18 protein-coding genes and 1 tRNA gene are annotated in these 22,004 nt (G+C 69.8%); 6 read left to right on the plus strand and 13 right to left on the minus strand.

Annotated elements, in window-relative coordinates; all coding sequences use genetic code 11:
- Window positions 1-20 precede the first annotated feature (20 nt).
- The 9 genes from ACZ63I_RS10645 to ACZ63I_RS10685 form a co-directional block, all read right to left on the minus strand.
- Window positions 21-1,130: an ABC transporter substrate-binding protein gene (locus ACZ63I_RS10645; RefSeq protein WP_469337403.1), complete on the minus strand. Its 1,110-nt coding sequence runs from the start codon at window positions 1,128-1,130 to the stop codon at window positions 21-23.
- A 14-nt stretch (window positions 1,131-1,144) separates the two neighbouring features.
- Complete coding sequence (locus tag ACZ63I_RS10650) at window positions 1,145-3,031, minus strand: ABC transporter permease (RefSeq protein ID WP_469337405.1); 1,887 nt, start codon at window positions 3,029-3,031, stop codon at window positions 1,145-1,147.
- Window positions 3,028-4,203 (minus strand): ABC transporter ATP-binding protein, encoded by a 1,176-nt coding sequence (locus tag ACZ63I_RS10655; protein ID WP_469337407.1) that lies wholly within the window; start codon window positions 4,201-4,203, stop codon window positions 3,028-3,030. Before ACZ63I_RS10655 ends, ACZ63I_RS10650 begins: the two co-directional genes overlap by 4 nt.
- A gap of 125 nt (window positions 4,204-4,328) precedes the next feature.
- The gene (locus ACZ63I_RS10660) at window positions 4,329-5,309 is read right to left on the minus strand and encodes a PDR/VanB family oxidoreductase (protein ID WP_469337409.1); all 981 of its coding nucleotides are present in this window, start codon (window positions 5,307-5,309) and stop codon (window positions 4,329-4,331) included.
- Between the two features lie 7 nt (window positions 5,310-5,316).
- A complete protein-coding gene (locus ACZ63I_RS10665) occupies window positions 5,317-6,015 on the minus strand; it encodes a 4-carboxy-4-hydroxy-2-oxoadipate aldolase/oxaloacetate decarboxylase (protein ID WP_469337411.1) in 699 nt (232 codons plus the stop codon).
- Window positions 6,012-6,716 carry an RraA family protein gene (locus ACZ63I_RS10670; protein WP_469337413.1) on the minus strand — a complete coding sequence of 235 codons (705 nt, stop codon included), beginning with the start codon at window positions 6,714-6,716 and terminating at the stop codon, window positions 6,012-6,014. The genes ACZ63I_RS10665 and ACZ63I_RS10670 overlap by 4 nt, the downstream gene beginning before the upstream one ends.
- On the minus strand, window positions 6,713-7,450 hold the full coding sequence (locus ACZ63I_RS10675; RefSeq protein WP_469337415.1) for an RraA family protein: 738 nt from the start codon (window positions 7,448-7,450) through the stop codon (window positions 6,713-6,715). The genes ACZ63I_RS10670 and ACZ63I_RS10675 overlap by 4 nt, the downstream gene beginning before the upstream one ends.
- Window positions 7,447-8,481: a DODA-type extradiol aromatic ring-opening family dioxygenase gene (locus tag ACZ63I_RS10680; protein ID WP_469337417.1), complete on the minus strand. Its 1,035-nt coding sequence runs from the start codon at window positions 8,479-8,481 to the stop codon at window positions 7,447-7,449. The genes ACZ63I_RS10675 and ACZ63I_RS10680 overlap by 4 nt, the downstream gene beginning before the upstream one ends.
- A gap of 6 nt (window positions 8,482-8,487) precedes the next feature.
- Complete coding sequence (locus ACZ63I_RS10685; protein WP_469337418.1) at window positions 8,488-9,492, minus strand: amidohydrolase family protein; 1,005 nt, start codon at window positions 9,490-9,492, stop codon at window positions 8,488-8,490.
- 355 nt (window positions 9,493-9,847) lie between these two features.
- Between ACZ63I_RS10685 and ACZ63I_RS10690 the strand changes: the two genes are divergently transcribed.
- Complete coding sequence (locus tag ACZ63I_RS10690) at window positions 9,848-10,693, plus strand: protein kinase family protein (protein ID WP_469337420.1); 846 nt, start codon at window positions 9,848-9,850, stop codon at window positions 10,691-10,693.
- Between the two features lie 29 nt (window positions 10,694-10,722).
- Window positions 10,723-11,289 carry a hypothetical protein gene (locus ACZ63I_RS10695; RefSeq protein WP_469337422.1) on the plus strand — a complete coding sequence of 189 codons (567 nt, stop codon included), beginning with the start codon at window positions 10,723-10,725 and terminating at the stop codon, window positions 11,287-11,289.
- A 31-nt stretch (window positions 11,290-11,320) separates the two neighbouring features.
- On the opposite strand, the gene ACZ63I_RS10700 is transcribed toward ACZ63I_RS10695, so the two are convergent.
- The 4 genes from ACZ63I_RS10700 to sucC form a co-directional block, all read right to left on the minus strand.
- Window positions 11,321-11,408, minus strand: a tRNA-Leu gene (locus ACZ63I_RS10700).
- Window positions 11,409-11,560: 152 nt separating this feature from the next.
- A complete protein-coding gene (locus ACZ63I_RS10705) occupies window positions 11,561-13,144 on the minus strand; it encodes an aldehyde dehydrogenase family protein (protein WP_469337424.1) in 1,584 nt (527 codons plus the stop codon).
- A 79-nt stretch (window positions 13,145-13,223) separates the two neighbouring features.
- Window positions 13,224-14,111: a succinate--CoA ligase subunit alpha gene (gene sucD / locus ACZ63I_RS10710; RefSeq protein WP_469337426.1), complete on the minus strand. Its 888-nt coding sequence runs from the start codon at window positions 14,109-14,111 to the stop codon at window positions 13,224-13,226.
- Window positions 14,112-14,122: 11 nt separating this feature from the next.
- On the minus strand, window positions 14,123-15,256 hold the full coding sequence (gene sucC, locus ACZ63I_RS10715; RefSeq protein ID WP_469337428.1) for an ADP-forming succinate--CoA ligase subunit beta: 1,134 nt from the start codon (window positions 15,254-15,256) through the stop codon (window positions 14,123-14,125).
- Between the two features lie 146 nt (window positions 15,257-15,402).
- On the opposite strand from sucC, the gene ACZ63I_RS10720 reads away from it, so the two are divergent.
- The 4 genes from ACZ63I_RS10720 (at window position 15,403) to ACZ63I_RS10735 (ending at window position 21,971) form a co-directional block, all read left to right on the plus strand.
- Window positions 15,403-17,085 carry a thiamine pyrophosphate-binding protein gene (locus ACZ63I_RS10720; RefSeq protein WP_469337429.1) on the plus strand — a complete coding sequence of 561 codons (1,683 nt, stop codon included), beginning with the start codon at window positions 15,403-15,405 and terminating at the stop codon, window positions 17,083-17,085.
- A 12-nt stretch (window positions 17,086-17,097) separates the two neighbouring features.
- Window positions 17,098-18,354 (plus strand): formyl-CoA transferase, encoded by a 1,257-nt coding sequence (gene frc / locus ACZ63I_RS10725; RefSeq protein ID WP_041992766.1) that lies wholly within the window; start codon window positions 17,098-17,100, stop codon window positions 18,352-18,354.
- Complete coding sequence (locus tag ACZ63I_RS10730) at window positions 18,354-20,498, plus strand: acetate--CoA ligase family protein (protein WP_469337432.1); 2,145 nt, start codon at window positions 18,354-18,356, stop codon at window positions 20,496-20,498. Before frc ends, ACZ63I_RS10730 begins: the two co-directional genes overlap by 1 nt.
- Window positions 20,499-20,567: 69 nt before the next feature.
- Window positions 20,568-21,971 (plus strand): OFA family MFS transporter, encoded by a 1,404-nt coding sequence (locus tag ACZ63I_RS10735; RefSeq protein ID WP_469337433.1) that lies wholly within the window; start codon window positions 20,568-20,570, stop codon window positions 21,969-21,971.
- Window positions 21,972-22,004 lie beyond the last annotated feature (33 nt).

Genomic DNA, 22,004 nt, shown 5'->3' on the forward strand with positions numbered 1-22,004 from the left:
GTCGCGGTCCGGTGCGTGGGTTAGTTGGCACCGATGAGGCTCTTGATCAGCGTCGTCGCCTTCGCGACGCCCTGGGTGAGGAACTCCCACGAGTTGGTGTCGAAGTAGTTCACACCGTCCTTCGGCACCTCCCACTCGGGCAGGCTGGCCGGCGGCTTCACGTCGGTGCGGGTGCTGGAGCTGCCGTACGCGGTGTTCCACGCCTTGTTGCCGTCGGGGCAGGCCAGCCACTGGGCCAGCAGCTTGGCGCCGTTGGGGTGCGGGGGCTTGTCGGAGACGGCCAGGAAGCCGAAGCCGCTGGTGGTCTGCTGCAGATCGGGCGCGACCACCTGGATGGGCAGTCCGTCGTCCATGGCCTTGGCGACGTCGAGCTGGCCGAGGGCCAGCGCGATCGGGTACTTGCCGCGCGCCAGGTCGTCGGTGCCCTGCCGGGAGTCGGTGATGAGGACCGGCTGCTGGTCCTTGTAGAGCTGCTTGACGAACGCGTCGCCGTAGCCGGGGGCCGCCTGGAACATGCCGACGTTGTAGATCGCGCCGCCGGGGTTGCGCGGGTCGATCGTGGCGATCTTGCCCTTCCACTTCGGGTCGAGCAGGTCCTTCCAGGTCTTGATCTCGTCGGGCTTCACCTTGTCGGTGTTGATGACGACGGGGACGCTGACGTAGCGGCTGATGCTGAGGATTTCCTTGTCCGGGTCGACGAACGGGACCGTACCGCCGCGCCAGGCCTTGGGGTCGAGTTCCGCCGGGGTGAGCACCTTGGTGAGCGGGGTGATCCACTTCTGCGCGTGGTACGTGTTGGCCATGGTGTCGGCGCCGCCGACGAACACGTCCTGGGAGTAGATCCCGGCCTTGCGCTCGGACTGCAGCCGGGCCGCGTTGTCCTTGCCGCTGGTGCCGATGTAGTCGAGCTTCAGCCCGTAGGTCTGCTGGAAGGCCTGCGGCAGTTGCTGGCGGATGGTGTCGGTGGGCGAGCCCGACATGACGACCTTGCCCTCCTTCTTGGCCGCGGCCGCCAGCGTCCCGGAAGGCGCCGGGCAGGCGCTGTCGACCTTGCCGGACGAGCCGAGCGTGGTGGAGCCGGAGTCGTCGGACGAACCGCCGCCGCACGCGGTGGCCGCGAGGGCCACCACCGTGCCGGCGCAGATCAGCTTCCAGTTACGGTGAGCGAGGAATCTGTTGATGACGCACCTGCTTTCGTTGTGGGACGGGGGCTCTGCGGCGCGCTGCCCGGCGCACGGCTGTCGCGGCGGCGCGGACGCGCCTTGCGCAGCCGGGTGCCGCTCAGCGCGCGGGCCAGCAGGGCCACCCCGACCGTGAGCATGCTGATGAGGACGCCCAGGACCGATGCCTGTTCGAGCACACCACTGGTGCTGTACTCCAGGAGCAGGATCGACAGGGGCCTGGAGTCGTTGCTGCTGAGCAGCACGACCGTACTGACGTCGCTCACCGCCGCGTGGAAGGTGAGCACCCCTGCCGCGGCCACGGAGGGGCCGAGCAGCGGGAAGAGGATATGGGCGTAGCTGCGGAGCTGGCTGGCGCCGCAGATGCGGGCCGCCCGGTCCAGGTCGGGGCTGATCTGGGCGATGGCCGCCTTCAACTGCTGGGTGCCGGTGGCCATATGGCTGATGACGAGCGCGATGATCAGGCCGAAGAGATTGCCGTAGAGGACGGTGCGCAGCGGGGTGCCGAGATAGACCCACAGCAGCCCGAGACCGAGCAGCATGCCGGGGACGGCGGCCGGCAGCCAGGCCATCACGTCGATGCCGCCCCGGGTCGGCAGTGTGCTGCGGACCACGGCGAAGGCGATGACGAAGTAGACCAGCACACCGATGAGGGTGGCGAGCACACCGATGATCAGTGTGTTGCGTACGGACGAGGCGAAGAGGTTGTCGTTGAACAGCGCGGACCAGTGCGCCGTGGTGAAGGGGTTCTTGAGCTGGAAGAAGCCGAACCTGCGCATGAACGAGCCGAGCAGGATGGCGCCCATCGGCAGGACGACGGTGATGACGGCGTACAGCGAGAGCGATCCAGCGACGACCCAGCGGCGTACCCGGCCGAGCCGGATCGGCTCGTCGTTGAAGGTGTGCGCGCCGACGGTGATGTAGCTGCGGCTGCGGGTGGCGAGCCGCTGCATGATCGCCAGCATGATGAGGATCGGGATGAAGACCGAGCCGAGGGCGGTGGCCGTGCCGAACTCGGGTGGCGAGTTCTGCAGCCAGTTGTAGATCTGCGTGGAGTAGACGTTGAGCCCGATCGGGGTGCCCAGCAGCAGCTCGATCTCGAACGTCTTCAGCGAGTAGACGAAGCTGAGCAGGGTGGCCGCGACGATGGCGGGCCGCATCACGGGCACGGTGATGAGGACGAGCGTACGGAGCCGGCTGGCGCCGCAGATCTGCGCCGCCTCCTCCATGGACCGGCTCATCCTGCGGAAGGCAGGCACCAGCAGGATCACCATGATGGGCACGGTCGTCGTGGTGAGGTGGGCCCAGATGATGCCCCAGTAACTGTAGATGTTGAAGGGCCCGTTGGTGATGCCACCGAGCCCCGGGATCATTCTGACCACCTGGTTGGCGACGCCGTTGGCCGGGTCGAGGAGCAGGATCCAGCCGAGGGTCATCGACAGGGAGGGGATGAAGAAGGAGAACCAGAGGAAGACTTCGATGATTTTGGCGCCCGGCATGTCGGTGCGGGCGATGAGCCAGGAGATGACGGTGGCGATGACCATGCCGATGAGCACGCGCGGTACGGCGAGCCGCAGTGTGTTCCAGCCCGAGTGCCAGAGCGTGCCGTTGGCGAAGGCATGGCGCCAGTTGTCGAGGCCGTACGACGCGGGGTCGCCGGGCCCGGCCACGTTGAGGCTGTTGACCAGCAGCAGCACGACGGGTACGACGGTCACGGCGGCGACCAGCAGCAGGAAGACGATGCCGGCGAGGCGTGAGCCGCTGGAGCGGCGGGCGCGTATCAGGGTGCGTACCGGCGCGGGCAGCGACTCGGTCTCCTCCGGGGTCACCGGCGGCAGCAGGCCGGTCACAGCGGCCACACCATCGCGCGCTGCGGGTCGACCTCGACGACGACCTCGTCACCCGGCTGGTGGACGACCCTGCGGGGTGCGCTGAGCAGGACGTTGGAGCCCGCGATGTCCAGTACGTACTCGAAGCTGTCGCCGAGGTAGACGGAGGACAGCACCCGCCCCGCCACCTGGTTCGGTGCCGGTCCGTCCGCACCGGCCGCCTTGATGTCGACGTCCTCGGGGCGCAGATGCACCCCCACCCGGTCGCCTTCGCCGAGTCCGGCCGGCACATCGGCGCCGACGATCTCGCCCACCCGCAGCGCGCCGGTGTCGAGCAGGATGCGGCCCTTGCCCGCGTCTCCGGTGACCACGCCCTCGACCACGACGAGGCGGCCGAGGAAGTCCCGTACGAACGGGGTCTTCGGGTGCTCGTACAGCTCCGTCGGGCGGCCGACCTGCTCGATCTTGCCCTTGTTCATCACCGCGAGCCGGTCGGCCAGGGACAGTGCCTCGTCCTGGTCGTGGGTGACGAAGAGCATCGTGATGCCCAGCTCCTGGTTGAGCCGGCGGATCTCGCGGCGCATCTGGGTGCGCAGTTTGGCGTCCAGGTTCGACAACGGCTCGTCGAGCAGCAGCAGATCGGGGGTGTAGACGAGCGCCCTGGCGAGCGCGACCCGCTGCTGCTGGCCGCCGGAGAGCAGGGTGGCGGGGCGGTCCGCCAGCGCGCCGAGGCCGGTGATCTCCAGGATCTCCTCGACCCTGCGGCGCCGCTCGGCGCGCTTGACCCGGCGCATCCGCAGCGGGAAGCCGACGTTCTGGGCGACCGTCATGTGCGGCCAGATCGCGTAGGACTGGAACACCATCGCGATGTTGCGTTTCTCCGACGGCAGGAACGTGCCCTGCCCGGCGTCGGCGAGTGTGCTGCCCCGCATGGCGATCGAGCCCTCGTCGATCTTCTCAAGACCCGCCACCATCCGCAGCGATGTGCTCTTGCCGCAGCCGCTCGGGCCGAGGAGCGCGAATATCTCGCCCGGCCTGACGTCGAGGTCGATCCGGTCGACCGCGATGACGTCGTCGAACTTCCGTGTCACACCGGACAGTCGGAGCTGAGCGGCGGGCTCGGCCGCGTTCTGGTCCGCCGGGTCCGCGGTGGGGCCTTTGAGGCGGTCCGGCGTGGTCGCCCTCATAGACATCTGCACTCCTCGGCTCGGTCCTGATTGGCATGACACTAACCAGGAATCCCTCATACAGAAATAGTTGTCACAACAGTTCTTCAGTGTGGAACTGTGACCTGAAGTCCCAGGTCAGAGCTGAGAAGTCAGAGGTCAAGGGTCAGCAGCCCGGAGGCGGACCGGCCGACGCAGATCATCATCGTGTCGCCCCGCTCGCGTTCCTCCGCCGACAGCACGGTGTCGTGGTGTTCCGGCACACCGCCGAGCACCTTCGTCTCGCACGAGCCGCAGTAGCCCTCCTCGCAGGAGAACCCCACGTCGGGCACGACCTCGCGGGCGACGTCCAGCAGGGTGCGGTCCGGTGGGACGTCGAGCGTCACACCGCTGCGGCGCAGTTCGACCGTGAACCCACCGGCGCCCGCGGGCGGTCCCGGCGCCGCCGACGACACACCGGGCGGTGCGCCGAACCGCTCGATGTGCAGGGCCCCGGGTGCGGCGAGCGCGCACGCCTCGGTGACGGCGCGCACCATGCCCTCGGGGCCGCAGCAGTACACGGCGGCGCCCGGCGGCGCCGCCTCCACCAGGGAGGGCACCGGCAGGATGCCGTGCTCGTCCTGCGGTACGACATGGACGCGTCCGGCGCCGAGCGCGGCCAGCGTCCCGGTGAACGCCATGCCGGCCCGGGTGCGGCCGCCGTAGTGCAGTTCCCACGAGGCACCGTCGGCGACGAGCCTGCGGACCATGGCCAGGATCGGGGTGATCCCGATACCGCCGGCCAGCAGCAGATAGTGCGGGGCCTCGACCAGCGCGAAGTGGTTGCGCGGTCCGCGGATCCGCAGTGTTCTGCCCACCAGGGCCGTCTCGTGCACCTCGGCCGAGCCGCCCCTGCCGTTCTCCTCGCGCAGCACGGCGACGGTGTAGGAGTACGGGTCGTCCAGCGGCCCGCACAGCGAGTACTGCCGGACCGTACCGCTGGGGAGGGTGAGATCGATGTGCGCGCCGGGTGTCCAGGGCGGCAGCCGGCCGCCGGCCGGATCGGTCAGGGTCAGTGATACGACACCGGTGGCCTCCAGGCGTACCTGTCGGACCAGCAGCGCAAGCGAGGCGAGGGGATCAGGATCGTTCATGGCCGGCTCAGTCCGTCGGGTCCGGCCGGAAGCCGTAGATGTCCAGGGTCAGTTCACCCTCGGCGATCCGGCTCATGTAGCGCGCCTCCGCGGCCTCGCGCGCGAGGCCGGCCGCGAGCACGTCGGCGGCATCGGCCCAGGGGATCACCACCACCCCGTCGGCGTCCGCCACGACGAGATCGCCCCGGTCGACGGTGGCGAGGCCCAGGGTGACGGTGGCGCCGACGGTGCCGGAGTCGTTCTTGACGGTGGTGCGCACGGCGACCGAGGAGCTGAAGACGGGGAACCCGCGCTGGCGCAACTGGTCGGTGTCCCGCACCCCGCCGTCGATCACGAGCCCCAGCACACCGCGCGCCTGGGCCGCTGCCGTGAGCACCTCGCCCCAGTAACCGCAGGCCTCCTGCCGCCCGTCGACCACCAGCACATCGCCGGGCAGCGCCTGTTCGAGCGCGAGGTGCAGCGGCAGGTTGTCGGCGGGCGCCGTGGAGACGGGCAGCGCGCGGCCGACGACGGCGGCGCCCGGCCACACCGGGCGGACGCGCGGCGGGAGATAGCAGTCGAGCCCGGACGCCTCGTAGAGGGTGGCCGTGCCGAGCCGCGAGAAGGCGGCGGCGTCGGTGGGTGGGATGTCGGTGTGCGGTGTGGCGTCGGTGTGCGGTGTGGCGGTGTTCGGTGTGTCGGTGTGTTCCGAAGCGGCGGTCGTCATGCCTGGTTCCTCTGCAGCAGATGGTATCCGTGGGCGGCCCGCGCGGCGGCCAGCGAACTCCCGGCCAGCACGTCCTCGACGATGCGCTCCTCGCGCTCGTGGATGGTGCGGCAGATGCCGGCGAGTTCGTCCTCGACGTCGAGCGGTACGGTCACCGCTCCGTCGTCGTCGGCGATGACGAGCTGGCCGGGCGCGATCTGCACCCCGGCGACGCTCACCGGGCACTGCACGTCCCGTACCTCGACCCGGTCCTTGCCGGTGCGCATGTAGCGGCCCCGGGTGAAGAGGGGATAGCCGACGCCGAGGGCCCGGTGCACATCGCGGCAGACGCCGTCGATCAGCGTCCCGGCCACACCGCGGTGGTCGGCCATCGCGGTGAGGATGTCGCCCCACACCGTGCAGTCGGTGCGCCCGCCGTTGTCCAGGACCGCCACCTCACCGGGGCGTACGTCGTCCAGGTAGTCGCCCACCGTGCCCGCCGGATGTCCCGCGGCCATGTACGAGACGGTGTACGCGCGGCCGAAGACGCGCGTGCCGGGGGTGAGCTGGCCGATGCCGTGCAGACATCCGGCCCTGCCGATCCGGTCGAGCGCGTCGGAGACGGTCGCCGTCGAGTAGCCGCGCAGCGGATGGCCGGGTCCGGTCGCGCCGGCGGGTGCGGTCGCGCCGGCCGGCCTGCGGGGGTTGAGTTCGTCGGTCACGAGCCGGACTCCTCGGTCGCGGGAAACTGACTGTCGTGCATCACGTCGGCCACCGGTCGCCCGCGGTCCACCGCTTCGGCCATGGCGGCCTCCCTGGCGACGATCCGCTCGGCGAACGCGACGATCCGCTCGGCGTCCCGGCCGGGTACGAAGGCGACCCCGTTGCCGTCCGCGACGACGAAGTCCCCCGGACCGACGTCGATCTCGCCGAACCGGATCGTCTCGTCCATCGCGAGCTGCACCACCCGGCCGCGCGCGCTGACCGGCACGACGGCCCGCGCGAAGACCGGCATCCCGAGGTCGCGGCTCTCGCTCGCGTCGCGGCAGGCACCGTCGACCACAACACCGGCGACGCCCCTGGCGACGGCGGCCCTGCTGAGGATCCCGCCCCAGCAGGACACGTCCAGCCGGCCGTCGTTGGCGATGACGATCACATCGTCCGGGCCCGAGATGTCCACGGCGGCTGCCGCGATGTGCCCGGCGGGCCGGTCCGAGCGGCGCGGCCCCGCCGTCACCGTACGCACGCGTCCCGCGATGACCCGGTCCACCTGCCACACCGGCACCGGGCCGAGCACCACGTTCGCCAGGCCGTACGCGTCGAGCGCGTCGGAGACCGCGCAGGAGTCGAGCGCCCGCAGCCGGTCGAGCACACCGCCGACGGGGGCCGGCTCCGGTGGGGCGGGCTGCGTCGGTGTGACGTCCTGTCCCGGTGTGACCGCCTGTTCCGTTGTCATGCGCCGTCCTTGTCGCCGGGGGCCTGCCAGGTCATGAAGGCCATCGCACAGCCGGTCCCGGCCTCGGCGCGGTAACACGGCTGGTAGTCCACGAGTTCGGCGTCGAGTGCGCTGTCCCGCAGCGCGCCCGCCACCACGATCCAGTTGCGCAGCTCGGAGGTGCCGGACCGCAGCACCTCGTCGGGCAGCGCCCGCAGATAATCCGCGTCGCGGTTCGCCAGGGCGGCGAGGAAGGCGCGGTCCAGTTCCTCGTCGACGACGAAGTGGCTCAGCCCGCCGGAGGCGACAAGCCCCACCCGCAGCCCCTCGGGGAACGCCCGTATCGCCTCGCCGAGCGCCACACCGAAGTCGTAGCAGCGCGCCGCGGACGGCGGGTTGGGCTGCCAGAAGGTGTTCACGAAGACCGGCACCGTCGGCGGTATGTCACGGCCGCCGAGCACCTGCTGGAAGATGAAGCCCCAGCCGTGCGGAATACCGGAGTTGCCCCACTCCCCCGGCGGCAGATGCTTGGAGGCCGCCGGGTCGAAGCCCGCGGCCGACGTCTGCCCGATCAGATGCCCTGCGAGGGCGGGATGACCTGCCCGTACGGTACTGCGCTCGGGCTGGTTGGCGACCTCGGCCACGGCGAGGCCCGGCTTCATCCCGGCCAACTGCTCCTGGGTGAAGGGCTCGTGGCGCATGGTGTCGCCCCAGTAGACGGCGAACTGCGGCAGCAGCTCGTCGCCGAACACTTCTTTGTGGTCGCTGCTCACGACCACCAGGACGTCGAGGGCCGCGTCCTTGATGCGCCGGCCGAGTTCCGTGACGGCGGCGCGGCTGGCGGTGTGCCGACGGCGGCGCTCGTCGGGCGCGCACTCAGCGGCGAAGCCCGGTGCGCGCAGCGCGAGCAGTTCGTCGTAGGGGTACTCGACACCCCGGTAGACCAGGGCCTTGTTGGCGCGGTCGGCGCCGGCCCGCAGATCCCAGTCGTCCGGCGGTGTGTTCAGCAGCGGCCCGTGCGAGGTGCCGACGCCCAGTACGAGTTCGGCCACGGCGCCTCACACCTCCAGCCGGAACAGCGTGGCCGCGTTGGTCTCGAACAGCGCGGCCCTGTCGTCGTCGGTCAGCCAGTCGATGTCCTTGATCAGCAGGTGGATGTCGTCCACCCAGCGTCCGGTCGCCGGGTCCTTCACCGATCCGGTGCCGGGCTTCTCCGTGCCGAACAGGCAGCGGTCCACACCGACGGTGCGGATCAGGAACTCGATCGAGTCACGGGTGTAGAGGCAGGTGTCGTAGTACAGGCGGCGCAGCCGCTCCTCGAAGGTGGTGCCGGCCCGGAACGCCGCCGGGTAGAAGCGGCCCTTCTGGTACGGCACGGCGCCGCCGCCGTGCGACACGACGATCTTCAGCTCGGGGAAGTCGTCGAGGACGGTCGACTGGAGCAGTCCGGCGACGGCCAGGGTCTCCTCCTGCACGAAGTGCAGCGAGTAGCTCTCGCGGGCCGGGGGCCGGCAGGCGGCGGAGTGGATGATCGCCGGCACGTCCAGCTCGCACAGCGCCTCCCACACCGGGTACCAGAAGCGGTCGCCGATGGCCGGCGGCTGCTGCAGTCCTTCGTACGGGTCGGTGTTCAACGTGGCGCCGACGAAGCCGAGTTCGGTCACGCAGCGGCGCAGTTCCTTCGTCCAGGCGGCCGGGTCGAGCGCCATCGACTGCGGCATCCCGGCGACGCCGCGGAACCGGCTGTCGGCCTCGCAGCACAGCGCGATGACGTCGTTGGTCTCCTCGGTGAACCACTCGACCAGCTTGGCCGGGCTCTCGCTGTGCATCATCTGGAACGGCCGGGGCGAGATGAACTGGATGTCCACCCCGGCCTCGTCGAGGTGGCGCAGGTGCGAGACGTTGCCGAAGCTCGGGTGCGGTGCGTTCAGCGCCTCCACCACGTGTTCCTTGGTCACTCCCGAGCGCCCACGCCCATGAGCGCCGCGGTGGGACAGAAGTCCGGCTTTGTACGCGTAGAGCTTGTCGGGGGCCGTGACATGCCCGTGGACGTCGATATACATCGCGCTGTCCTCCTCGTGGACGTAACGGGCAGCGGCCCGCCGTGACCCGGGGAGGAGATCTCAGAGTCCTACCCGGGTGTCCTGAACCATAAGGAGGGTGCGCCCTCTGCGGAATAGTTCGTACATGAATTCCTCATAGCGGTACGGAGGGCGACTTCCGGCCATCCGAGGCAAGTGTTCGGACATCGTGGCCGATAAGGCGACATACTAAGCCCGCAGGACCGGGCCGGACCGGCCACAGACGAAGCATCTTCAGATGATCCGTTCGCAGCAGAAACCGCAGCCCTGGGGATACGGGAGAGACTGGTGGCCGGCCCCGGTGAGCCGGGAGGGCAACCGGTGGCACGATGAGCGCATGGCCGTTCATCCGCTGTTGGCAGTCCAAGAGACCTCCGACCTTGAGCCGTTCCTCGGCCGGGTGGGCGAGGTGTTCACCGTCTTCCGCGGCCAGGACTCGGGGTGCGTGTCCTACGGCGTGCGGCTCACCGACGGCAAGCGCTGGTTCGTGAAGGAGGCGCGGACGGAGGCGGGCCAGCGGTCGCTCGACCGGGGCTGGGCCCTTCACCGGGCCGTCCGCCATCCGGCGATCGTGCCGCAGGTCCACCGGATCGCGGTGGCGGGCCGCTGGGCCGTGGTGATGCCCTGGCGGGACGGCGAGGTGCTGTACCGGCCCACCGCCGAAGGGCCCGGGGACCGGACGAGCCCCGGCAGTGCGATGGCCAGGTTCCGGGCGCTGCCGGTGGCCGAGGTGGTCCGGGCCCTGGACCGGATCCTGGACGCGCATCTCGCCGTCGAGGACGCGGGCCGGGTCGCCGTCGACTTCTACGACGGCTCGCTGCTCTACGACTTCACGGAGCGCAAACTCCACCTCATCGACCTCGACGAGTACCGTCCCGGGCCGTTCGAGCTGGTGGAGGACCGGCTGCCGGGCTCCCGGCGGTACATGGCGCCCGAGCAGTCCGAGCGGGGCGCCGTCATCGACGCGCGCACGACGGTCTTCGCCCTCGGCCGCGCCGCGCGGCTGCTGCTGGACGCGGGCGACGAGGAGGCGGACTGGCGCGGCAACGCCGCCCAACTCGCGGTGATCGCACGGGCGGTCCGCTTCGACCCGGCGGAGAGGTACGGCACGCTCAGGGAGTTCGCCGCCGCCTGGCGGGCGGCGGGCGACAACCATGGCGTGGAGGACGTGACCTCGTCGTGACGCACGCACTCGGACAGGGAAGGGGCGCCGTGACCGAACTGGCGGCACTTGAGGTACGGGTCGCTCTGCTCGATCTGTGCGTCGAGCCCATCGCGACGAGGCCGGTGGATCTCGCGGACCCTGACTGGATGCGGGTGCTGGCAGAGGGTACGCCTCCGCTGGACGAGGCGGGGATCCGCCCGGAGGCCGAGGCGGCGCTGCGGGACGTGCTCTCCCGTTACGAGGAGGGCGACGAAGACGTCCGGGCCGCCCTGCGCGCACTCCTGGAGCGGTGTCACTCGTTCTGCTGGGCCACGACGCTGCCTTTCGCACGCACGGCGCAGGGCTTCCGGCAGCGGCTGCTGGAGATGTCCGTCGAAGATCAGGGCCGGGACGCCCGGGACATGATGGTCGCCCTGAACGATCTGTGCGGGCAGGCACGGGACGCCGGTGTCGACCTCGGGCCGCTCCTGCTGGACGTGGCGGAACTCTCCAGTGACGTCGACAGGTACGCGATGGGCTCCACGCGGGACATTCTGCTGAGAGCGGCCGTCGGGGGCGCCAGTCGCACACGGAGAACTCCCGGCCCGGACGAATCCGGGCCGGGAGTTCTGTGAAGCCGAGCAGGGTATTTGTGTGACCTACCCATGGTGTCCGAGGGGGGACTTGAACCCCCACGCCCGATAAAGGGCACTAGCACCTCAAGCTAGCGCGTCTGCCATTCCGCCACCCGGACGAGTGGTCGAACCGGAGCGTTTCCGCTGCGGCGACGTCATCAACGATACCAGGGGTTCGTGGCCGGTCTCACCCGTATATCCGGTGGTCAGGGGTGGCACCGGGCGCTCCGCCGGGTGGGCCGGAGCGTCCGGTGCCGGTTCCCTGCCGTGGTCAGGGCATCTGGTGGTAGTCCGGGAAGTTGCCCGGCGGCCGGCCGTTGTCCGGGCCGTCCGTCACGGCGCGTACGAGCAGCTCGCCGCCGACGAAGGCGCCGTGCCAGGAGTGGCCGAAGCCGCCGAAGAGTTCTTCGCGGTCGCCGCGTGAGCGGGGTTTGCCGTGGCCGGTCTTGAACGCCCGGATCTGGGGTGCCAGCCGGGCGTAGACCGCCGGGTCGTCGGTGGACAGGGTGGCCACGAGCGCGCCGTTCGACGCGTTCATCGCGGCCAGCAGCTCCGCCTCGGTGTCGACCAGGACGATGGTGTCGACCGGGCCGAAGGGCTCCGCGTGGTGCAGGGGCGACGAGGGGGGCGGTGCGAGCAGGGTGACCGGTGCCAGATAGGCGCTGGTGTCCTGGCCCGGCACGAAGCGGTTCGCCGGCAGCGTCCCCCGGTGCAGGGGTACGGCGCCGCGGTCGACGGCGTCGGCCACCTGGTCGCCTAGTTCCTTGGCCTTGGCCGCGTTGATGAGCGGGCCGAAGTCCAGTTCCGGCAGCGGGTCGTCGGGGTGCTCGACCGCGAGCGGGTGGCCGACGCGTACGTCCCGTACGGCCGGGAGGTAGGCGGCGAGGAAGTCGGGGAACAGCGAGCGCTGCACGACGAAGCGCGGGTAGGCGGTGCAGCGCTGCTTGCCGTAGTCGAAGAGCTTGGGGACGACGGCGGTCAGCGCCGGCCAGTCGGTGAAGTCCCAGATGCCCCAGGTGTTGAGTCCTTCCTGTTCGAGGACATGGCGCTTGCCGAGGTCGGCGACGGCGGTGGCGATGCCGGCGCCGGTGTCCCGGCCGCCGACGAAGGAGACGCAGCCGATCTCCGGTGCGGCCACGAGCGGTTCGGACAGTTCCCTGCCGCTGCCGCTGACCAGGGTGACCGGGAGCCCTTCCCGGACGGCGAGCGCACAGGCCAGGGTCAGACAGGCCACTCCGCCGTCGGTCGGGGCTTTGGCGATGACCGCGTTGCCGGCCAGCGCCTGGACGAGCATGGCGTGGACGAGCACGGACATCGGGTAGTTCCAGCTCGCGATGTTGGAGACGGGCCCGGCCAGCGGCACGCGGCCCGCCAGCATCGGGTCGATCCCCTCGACGTACCAGCGGACGCCGTCGATGGCGCGGTCGACGTCGGCCTGGGCGAGCCGCCACGGCTTGCCGATCTCCCAGACGAGGAGCAGGGCGAGCAGTTCGCGGTGTTCGGTGAGCGCGTCGAGCGTGGCGGCGACGCGCGCTGTGCGCTCCGGCAGCGGCACGTGCCGCCAGGCGCGGTGCTGGTCGAGGCTCGCGCGCACCGCCCGCTGCGCGGTGGGTGCGTCGATCCGGGGCGGTCCTGCGATCGGACTGCCGTCGACGGGGCTGGTCGCGGGCAGGGCGCGGCCTTCGCTCTGCCAGGTCGCCGCCCACAGGTTGCGTACGCGCTCGTCGTCGAAGGCTTCGGGGGCGGCGGCGAGGCAGCGCCGCCACGCGTCGGACCAGGACGTGCCTGGTTTGACCGCGAGGGCCGAGGCCGGGGTAGGGGTCGGGTTCGAGGTCGACAGGAGGGTGGGTGCCATTGAGGGTCTCCGCTCGGACTGGGCGGGATGTGCGTGGCCCGGCAGGTGTCGGCCGGTGTGGCGTGTGCGTTGTCAGGCCCTAGGTGCGTGCCGCGAGCTGGTCCAGGACCAGTCGGGCGGTCTCGGACGGTGTGGAGCCGACCCGTACGCCGACTGCTTCCAGCGCCCGCTTCTTCGCGTGGGCCGTGCCTGAGGATCCGGAGACGATGGCGCCCGCATGCCCCATCGTCCGGCCCTCGGGCGCGGTGAATCCCGCGATGTACCCGACGACCGGTTTGCTGACGCGTGTCGCGATGTAGGCGGCGGCGCGCTCTTCAGCGTCCCCGCCTATCTCGCCTATCAGCACGATGAGTTCGGTGTCGGGGTCGCTCTCGAAGGCTGCGAGGCAGTCGATGTGGGTGGTGCCCACGACGGGGTCGCCGCCGATGCCGACCGCCGAGGAGAAGCCGATCTCCCGCAGCTCGTACATGAGTTGGTAGGTGAGGGTGCCGGACTTGGAAACGAGGCCGATCCTACCGGGCTTGGCCGCGATGTCCGCTGGAATGATGCCGGCGTTCGACTGACCCGGGCTGATGAGCCCCGGGCAGTTGGGGCCGATGATCCGGGTGTGGTGGTTCCTGGCGTAGGCGTGGAAGGCGACCGCGTCATGGACGGGGATGCCTTCGGTGATGACGACGGCGAGGCCGATGCCAGCGTCGACGGCCTCGACGACGGCGGCCTTGGCGAAGGGCGGCGGTACGAACAGGACACTGACGTCGGCGCCCGTCGCCTCGATGCCCTCGGAGACCGAGCCGAAGACGGGCACGGCCCGGCCGTCGAAGTCGACGCTGCGACCGGCCTTGCGCGGGTTGACGCCGCCGACCACGTCGGTGCCGGACGCGAGCATGCGGCGGGTGTGCTTCATGCCCTCGGCGCCGGTCATGCCCTGCACGAGGACCTTGCTCTCCTTGGTCAGGAAGATGGCCATGGTGTCTCTCCTTATCGGGCGTTCGCCAGGTCGGCGGCCAGCTCGGCGGCGCCGTCCATCGTGGTGGCCTGCTGGACGAGGGGGTGCGCGCGCTCCTGGAGGATCGCGCGGCCGCGGGCGGCGCTGTTGCCGTCGAGCCGTACGACGAGGGGCTTGGTCAGCCGCACCGACTCCAGGGCCTGGACGATGCCGTCGGCTACTGCGTCGCAGGCGGTGATCCCGCCGAAGACGTTGACGAAGACGGACCTGACCGCCGGGTCGGAGAGGATGACGGAGAGCCCGTCGGCCATCACCTGGGCCGAGGCGCCGCCGCCGATGTCGAGGAAGTTGGCCGGCCGCGCGCCGCACCCGGCGACCACGTCGAGGGTGGACATGACGAGGCCCGCGCCGTTGCCGATGATGCCGACCTCGCCGTCGAGCTTGACGTAGTTGAGGCCCTTCGCCGCCGCCTCGGCCTCCAGCGGATCGGCGCCGGGTTCGGTGTCGGCGTCGCCCCAACGCACCTGCCGGAAGCGGGCGTTGTCGTCCAGGGTGACCTTGCCGTCGATGGCCAGGATCCGGCCTTCGGTGGTGCGCACCAGCGGGTTGACCTCGACCAGCAGCGCGTCCTCGCGGATCAGCACCTGCCAGAGCGCCTGGATTACGGGGGCGGTGGTGGCCGGCAGTCCGGCCGCCGCCGCGATCTCGGCGGCCTTGGTCGCCGTGACACCGACGGCCGGGTCGACATGGATTCGGGCGACCGCCTCGGGCCGGCCGGCGGCGATCTCCTCGATCTCCATGCCGCCCTCGGCCGACGCGATGGCGAGGAACGTCCCCGCCGCCCGGTCGAGGACGTAGCTGACGTAGAACTCGGCCTCGATGTCGACGGGTTGGGCGAGCATCACCTTGCCGACGGTGTGGCCCTTGATGTCCATCCCGAGGATCTGGCGTGCGGTGAGTTCGGCCGCCGCCGGGTCGGCGGCGAGCTTCACCCCGCCCGCCTTGCCCCGGCCGCCGGTCTTCACCTGGGCCTTGACGACGACCCGGCCGCCGAGCCGTGCCGCGGCGTCACGGGCGTCCCTGGCGACCGTCACCACCTCGGCTTCCGGCACCGGGATGCCGTGCTCCGCGAAGAGTTCCCTTGCTTCGTGTTCGTACAGATCCATGCCGCTCCCTTTTGAGATAAGTGCCGCACGCCCCCTGGACACCGTCCGCCAGATGCGGGATAACAAGCTTCATACAGTATTCGTAGACTGTAGACAATATACCGGGAGCGCATTGGCGCTCACCTACGAAGGGACAGGTCTCGCTCATGCCCGACGACAGCCAGGAACTCATCTCCGGTGGTCATCTGGTCGCCAAGGCGCTCAAGGCGGAGGGCGTCGAGGTCATCTACACGCTCTGCGGCGGACACATCATCGACATCTACGACGGCTGCGTCGACGAGGGCATCGACGTCGTCGACGTACGGCACGAACAGGTGGCCGCCCACGCGGCCGACGGCTACGCGCGGATCACCGGCAAGCCCGGCTGCGCCGTCGTCACCGCGGGTCCGGGGACGACGGACGCCGTCACCGGCGTCGCCAACGCGTTCCGCGCCGAGTCACCGATGCTGCTCATCGGCGGCCAAGGGGCCCTGAGCCAGCACAAGATGGGCTCGCTCCAGGACCTGCCGCACGTCGACATGATGACCCCGATCACCAAGTTCGCCGCGACCGTGCCGGGCACGGCGCGGGCGGCCGACATGGTGTCGATGGCCTTCCGCGAGTGCTACAACGGCGCGCCCGGACCGTCGTTCCTGGAGATACCGCGCGACGTGCTGGACGCCAAGGTGCCGCTGTCCAGCGCCCGGATCCCGCGGGCCGGCGGCTACCGCGCCTCGACCCGCTCCCCCGGCGACCCGGCGGCGATCGAGAAGCTCGCCGATCTGCTCGTGCACGCCGAGAAGCCGGCGATCCTGCTCGGCAGCCAGGTCTGGACGACCCGGGCCACGGACTCCGCGATCGAACTGGTGCGGACGCTCAACGTGCCCGCGTACATGAACGGCGCGGGGCGCGGCACCCTGCCCCCCGGCGACCCGCACCACTTCCAGCTCTCGCGCCGCTACGCCTTCTCCAACGCCGACCTCATCATCATCGTCGGCACGCCCTTCGACTTCCGGATGGGGTACGGCAAGCGGCTCTCGCCGGACGCGACCGTCGTCCAGATCGACCTCGACTACCGCACGGTCGGCAAGAACCGCGACGTCGACCTCGGCATCGTCGGCGACGCGGGGCTCGTCCTCGCAGCGGCGACCCAGGCGGCGAGCGGGCGCGTCAACGGCGGTCCCACCAAGCGCAAGGCGTGGCTGGACGAGCTGCGGGCCGCCGAACAGAGCGCGATCGAGAAGCGGTTGCCCTCGCTGAAGTCGGACGCGTCCCCCATCCACCCGTACCGGCTGGTCAGTGAGATCAACGACTTCCTGACCGAGGACTCGATCTACATCGGCGACGGCGGCGACATCGTCACCTTCTCCGGGCAGGTCGTGCAGCCCAAGTCGCCGGGCCACTGGATGGACCCGGGTCCGCTCGGCACGCTCGGCGTCGGCGTCCCGTTCGTCCTCGCCGCGAAGCAGGCACGGCCCGACAAGGAGGTCGTCGCGCTGTTCGGCGACGGCGCCTTCTCGCTGACCGGCTGGGACTTCGAGACGCTGGTCCGCTACAACCTGCCGTTCGTCGGCATCGTCGGCAACAACTCGTCGATGAACCAGATCCGTTACGGCCAGAAGGCCAAGTACGGCGACGAGCGCGAGCGGGTCGGCAACACCCTCGGCGACGTCCACTACGACAAGTTCGCCCAGATGCTGGGGGGTTACGGCGAGGAGGTACGCGACCCCGCCGACATCGCCCCCGCACTGCGGCGCGCCCGCGAGTCCGGGCTGCCGTCGCTGATCAACGTCTGGGTCGACCCCGACGCGTACGCCCCCGGAACGATGAACCAGACCATGTACAAGTAGAGGAGCCCTCACATGACCCAGGCTCTAGAGGCCACGGAAACGACCAAGGCGCTGGCAGGCGTCCGCGTTCTCGACATGACCCATGTGCAGTCGGGTCCCTCCGCCACCCAGTTGCTCGCCTGGCTCGGTGCGGACGTGGTGAAGCTGGAGGCGCCGACCGGCGACATCACCCGCAAGCAGCTCCGCGACATCCCCGACGTCGACTCGCTCTACTTCACGATGCTCAACTGCAACAAGCGCTCCATCACGCTCAACACCAAGACACCGCGCGGCAAGGAGATCCTGACCGAGCTGATCCGCCGCTCCGACGTGCTGGTGGAGAACTTCGGCCCCGGCGCCGTCGACCGGATGGGCTTCACCTGGGAGCGGATCCAGGAGATCAACCCGCGTATCGTCTACGCCTCCATCAAGGGCTTCGGCGAGGGCCCGTACACCAACTTCAAGGCGTACGAGGTCGTCGCGCAGGCCATGGGCGGTTCGATGACGTCGACCGGCTTCGAGGACGGTCCGCCGCTCGCGACCGGCGCGCAGATCGGCGACTCGGGCACGGGCGTGCACGCCGTCGCCGGCATCCTCGCCGCGCTCTTCCAGCGCGAGAGCACCGGGCGCGGCCAGCGGGTCAATGTCGCGATGCAGCACGCGGTGCTCAATCTGTGCCGGGTCAAACTGCGGGACCAGCAAAGGCTCGCGCACGGTCCGCTCGCCGAGTACCCCAACGAGGACTTCGGCGACGAGGTGCCCCGCAGCGGCAACGCGAGCGGCGGCGGCCAGCCGGGCTGGGCGGTCAAGTGCGCGCCCGGCGGGCCCAACGACTATGTGTATGTCATCGTGCAGCCGGTCGGCTGGAAGCCGCTCACGGAGCTGATCGGCCGGCCCGAGCTGACCGAGGACGCCGACTGGGCGACCCCGGAGGCCCGGCTGCCGAAGCTCGGCAAGATGTTCCAGCTCATCGAGGAGTGGACGACCACCCTGCCCAAGTGGGCGGTGCTGGAGAAGCTCAACGCGCACAACATCCCGTGCGGGCCGATCCTCTCCACCAAGGAGATCATCGAGGATCCGTCGCTGGCGGCCAACGAGATGGTCGTCGAGGTCGCACACCCCCAGCGGGGCTCGTTCACCACGGTCGGCAGCCCGCTGAAACTCTCCGACTCGCCGGTGGACGTGGTGAGTTCACCGCTGCTCGGCGAACACAACGAAGAGGTGTATGTCGGCGAGCTGGGTCTCGACGACGCCGAACTGCGCCTGCTCAAGACGAACGGAGTCATCTAGTGGCGGACCGTACGAAGACCGATCAGCAGGCGGTGCGCGAGGTGCTGCGGGCGGCGCTCGCGGACGGACGTACCGCACTGACCGCCCCCGAGGGCAAGGCGGTCACCGACGCCTACGGCATCCCGACCCCGGCCGAGGCGCTGGCCGAGAGCGCGGACGAGGCGGTCGCGCTCGCCGACCGGATGGGGTTCCCGGTCGCGATGAAGATCGTCTCCCCGCAGATCCTGCACAAGACCGACGCGGGCGGGGTGCGGATCGGGGTGAAGTCGGCCGCCGAGGTGCGGACCGCGTTCACCGAGATCGTCACCAACGCCACGGCGTACGACGCGGACGCGCGCATCCTGGGCGTGCAGATCCAGCAGATGGTGCCGGCCGGCACCGAGGTGCTGATCGGCACGGTCACCGACCCGACCTTCGGCAAGATCGTGGCCTTCGGGCTCGGCGGTGTGCTGGTCGAGGTGCTCAAGGACGTCACGTTCCGGCTCGCGCCCGCCTCCAAGGACGACGCGCTGTCGATGCTCGACGGGATCCGCGCGGCCGAGATCCTGCGCGGGGTGCGCGGCGCGCCGCCCGTCGACCGGGAAGCGCTCGCCGACCTCGTGGTCAAGGTGTCCCGACTGGCGGCGGACTTCCCCGAGATCGCCGAGGTCGACCTCAACCCGGTGTTCGCCTCGCAGGACGGGGTGATGGCGGCGGACGTACGGATCCTGCTGACCACCGAAGCCCCCGTGGAGCGGCGGAAGTTCGGCCGCGAGGAGATCCTCGTGTCGATGCGCAGGCTGATGAAGCCCGCCTCGGTGACGGTGATCGGCGCCTCCAACGAGCAGGGCAAGATAGGCAATTCGGTGATGCGCAATCTCATCGACGGCGGTTTCCCCGGCGAGATCCACCCGGTGAACCCCAAAGCCGATGACATTCTCGGCCGCAAGGCGTACAAGAGCGTGATGGACGTGCCGGGGGAACCCGATGTGGCGATCTTCGCGATCCCCGCGAAGTTCGTCGCCGCGGCGCTGGAAGAGGTCGGCCGCAAGGGCATTCCCAACGCCGTGCTGATCCCGTCCGGTTTCGCCGAGACCGGGGAGCACGAACTCCAGGCGAAGATCGTGGCCATCGCCGAGGAGTACGGCGTACGGCTGCTCGGGCCGAACATCTACGGCTACTACTCCACCTGGCAGGATCTCTGCGCGACCTTCTGCACGCCTTACGACGTCAAGGGCGGCGTCGCGCTGACCTCCCAGTCGGGCGGCATCGGGATGGCGATCCTCGGCTTCGCCAGGACCACCAAGACGGGTGTGTCGGCGATCGTCGGGCTCGGCAACAAGTCGGACCTGGACGAGGACGATCTGCTGACCTGGTTCGGCGAGGACCCGCACACCACGTGCATCGCGATGCACCTGGAGGACCTGAAGGACGGCCGGGCGTTCGTCGAGGCGGCGCGGGCGACCGTGCCGAAGAAGCCGGTCGTGGTCCTGAAGGCGGGCCGCACGGCGGCCGGCGCCAAGGCGGCGGGCTCGCACACCGGCGCACTGGCCGGTGACGACGCGGTGTACGACGACATCCTGCGCCAGGCCGGTGTGATCAGGGCGCCGGGGCTGAACGAGATGCTGGAGTACGCCAGATCGCTGCCGGTGCTCCCCACGCCGAAGGGCGACAACGTCGTCATCATCACCGGGGCCGGCGGTTCCGGGGTGCTGCTGTCCGACGCCATCGTCGACAACGGCCTGTCCCTGATGGAGATTCCGCCGGACCTGGACGCGGCGTTCCGCGAGTTCATCCCGCCGTTCGGCGCGGCGGGCAACCCCGTGGACATCACCGGCGGCGAGCCGCCGGCCACGTACGAGAAGACCATCCGGCTGGGTCTTGAGGACCCCCGGATCCACGCGCTCGTGCTGGGCTACTGGCACACCATCGTCACTCCCCCCATGGTCTTCGCCGAACTGACGGCGCGGGTGGTGGCGGAGTTCCGGGAGCGCGGCATCGAAAAGCCCGTGGTGGCTTCCCTTGCGGGCGACACCGAGGTCGAAGAGGCGTGCGCGTACCTCTTCGAGCGCGGCGTTGTCGCCTATCCGTACACCACCGAGCGGCCTGTCGAGGCGCTCGGTGCGAAATACCGCTGGGCTCGGGCGGCGGGGCTGCTCACCTGACCCGCCTCCTCAGGAACGAAAGGTTTGGACAGGGGGCGCTGGCCAGTTCTTTCGAGACCAAGGGGAGACATGAGTACAGAGAACGAAGGGGCAGCGACCGCCGAGGCGGTCGCCTACCGGGAAGTGACGGACAGCAAGGGCCGGGTGTACCGGATCGGCGAGACCGACCGGCAGATCCTCGGCCACTCACGCAAGCTGATGGTGTATCTGCCGTGGCTCGCGATGATGGGGATCAGTGTCTTCGAGTACGCGTACGGTTCGGCCGAGGACGTCCTGTCGGACGCCCACGGCTGGACGCAGAGCAACACGTTCTGGATCCTGTCCGTGTGGACCTTCTTCCAGGCCGGGGTCTCGTTCCCGACCGGCTGGATGCGGGAGAAGGGCATCCTGTCGGCCCGCTCGGCGATGATGATCGGCTCGGTGCTGGCGCTGCTGGGCTTCCTGTCGATCTCCCACTTCGACAGTGTGTGGATGGCCATCATCGGCTTCGGTGTGCTGGGCGGTGTGGGGTCCGGGTTCGTCTACTCCACCTGCATCAACATGGTGGGCAAGTGGTTCCCCGAGAAGCGCGGCGGCAAGACGGGGTTCGTCAACGGCGGCTTCGCCTACGGCGCAGTTCCGTTCATCTTCATCTTCAACTTCGCCTTCGACACCAGCAACTTCCACACGGTGCTCGACCTGATCGGGGTGTGGGTGCTGGTCGCGGTGGCGATCAGCGGCTGGTTCTTCAAGGACCCGCCGAAGAACTGGTGGCCGGACACCATCGACCCGCTGAAGGCGCGGGTCGGCAAGTCGGCGCGCAGCCTGATCAAGAACCCGCCGGCCATCAAGCAGTACCGGCCGATGGAAGCCATCAGGACCGGTCAACTGCCGCTGATATGGCTGCTGTTGGTGATCACGGCCGGTGTCTCCATCTTCGGCATCTCCTTCCAGGTGCCGTTCGCCAAGGAGGTCGGCTTCGGACCGCTGGTGGCCGCCAACTCGGCCGGCATCCTGTCGGTGGTCAACGGGGTGGGACGCGGGGTCGTCGGCTGGCTCTCCGACCTGTGGGGCCGCAAGAACGCGCTGATCTTCGTGATCCTGGTGCTGGGGTTCTCCCAGTTCGGTGTGTTGTGGGCGGGCAACGCGAACAACGAGGTGATGTTCCTGGTGTTCGCGTTCTTCTCCGGGTTCGGCGGTGGCGCGTTCTATCCGATGTTCGCCTCCATCACACCGGACTACTTCGGTGAGAACTACAACGCGACGAACTACGGCATCGCCTACAGCGGCAAGGTGATCAGCGGGCTGTTCGGCGGCGGGCTCGGTTCCGAGGCGGTGGACGCCTGGGGCTACGACGGCGCCTACGTGATCGCCGGTGTGCTCTCGCTGGTCGCCGCCGGGCTCGCGCTGTTCCTGCGACATCCGGGGCTGCCGCGAGGCCGCAAGGGCGGGATCGAACCCAATCCCCAACCGGTCAGCAGGGAGGCCGTCTGACCCGCGGCATCCGAACCCGTGGCACGGGAAGGC

The organism is Streptomyces sp. NPDC087906 (genome assembly GCF_055584925.1).

Bases quoted from the DNA above. Each gene is read 5' to 3' on its own strand.
- ACZ63I_RS10675 (WP_469337415.1), bottom strand. From the start codon at position 7,450: ATGACAACGGAACAGGCGGTCACACCGGGACAGGACGTCACACCGACG.
- ACZ63I_RS10685 (WP_469337418.1), bottom strand. From the start codon at position 9,492: ATGTATATCGACGTCCACGGGCATGTCACGGCCCCCGACAAGCTCTAC.
- ACZ63I_RS10720 (WP_469337429.1), top strand. From the start codon at position 15,403: ATGCCCGACGACAGCCAGGAACTCATCTCCGGTGGTCATCTGGTCGCC.
- ACZ63I_RS10705 (WP_469337424.1), bottom strand. From the start codon at position 13,144: ATGGCACCCACCCTCCTGTCGACCTCGAACCCGACCCCTACCCCGGCC.
- frc (WP_041992766.1), top strand. From the start codon at position 17,098: ATGACCCAGGCTCTAGAGGCCACGGAAACGACCAAGGCGCTGGCAGGC.
- ACZ63I_RS10665 (WP_469337411.1), bottom strand. From the start codon at position 6,015: ATGACGACCGCCGCTTCGGAACACACCGACACACCGAACACCGCCACA.
- ACZ63I_RS10735 (WP_469337433.1), top strand. From the start codon at position 20,568: ATGAGTACAGAGAACGAAGGGGCAGCGACCGCCGAGGCGGTCGCCTAC.
- ACZ63I_RS10660 (WP_469337409.1), bottom strand. From the start codon at position 5,309: ATGAACGATCCTGATCCCCTCGCCTCGCTTGCGCTGCTGGTCCGACAG.
- sucC (WP_469337428.1), bottom strand. From the start codon at position 15,256: ATGGATCTGTACGAACACGAAGCAAGGGAACTCTTCGCGGAGCACGGC.
- ACZ63I_RS10655 (WP_469337407.1), bottom strand. From the start codon at position 4,203: ATGTCTATGAGGGCGACCACGCCGGACCGCCTCAAAGGCCCCACCGCG.
- sucD (WP_469337426.1), bottom strand. From the start codon at position 14,111: ATGGCCATCTTCCTGACCAAGGAGAGCAAGGTCCTCGTGCAGGGCATG.
- ACZ63I_RS10690 (WP_469337420.1), top strand. From the start codon at position 9,848: ATGGCCGTTCATCCGCTGTTGGCAGTCCAAGAGACCTCCGACCTTGAG.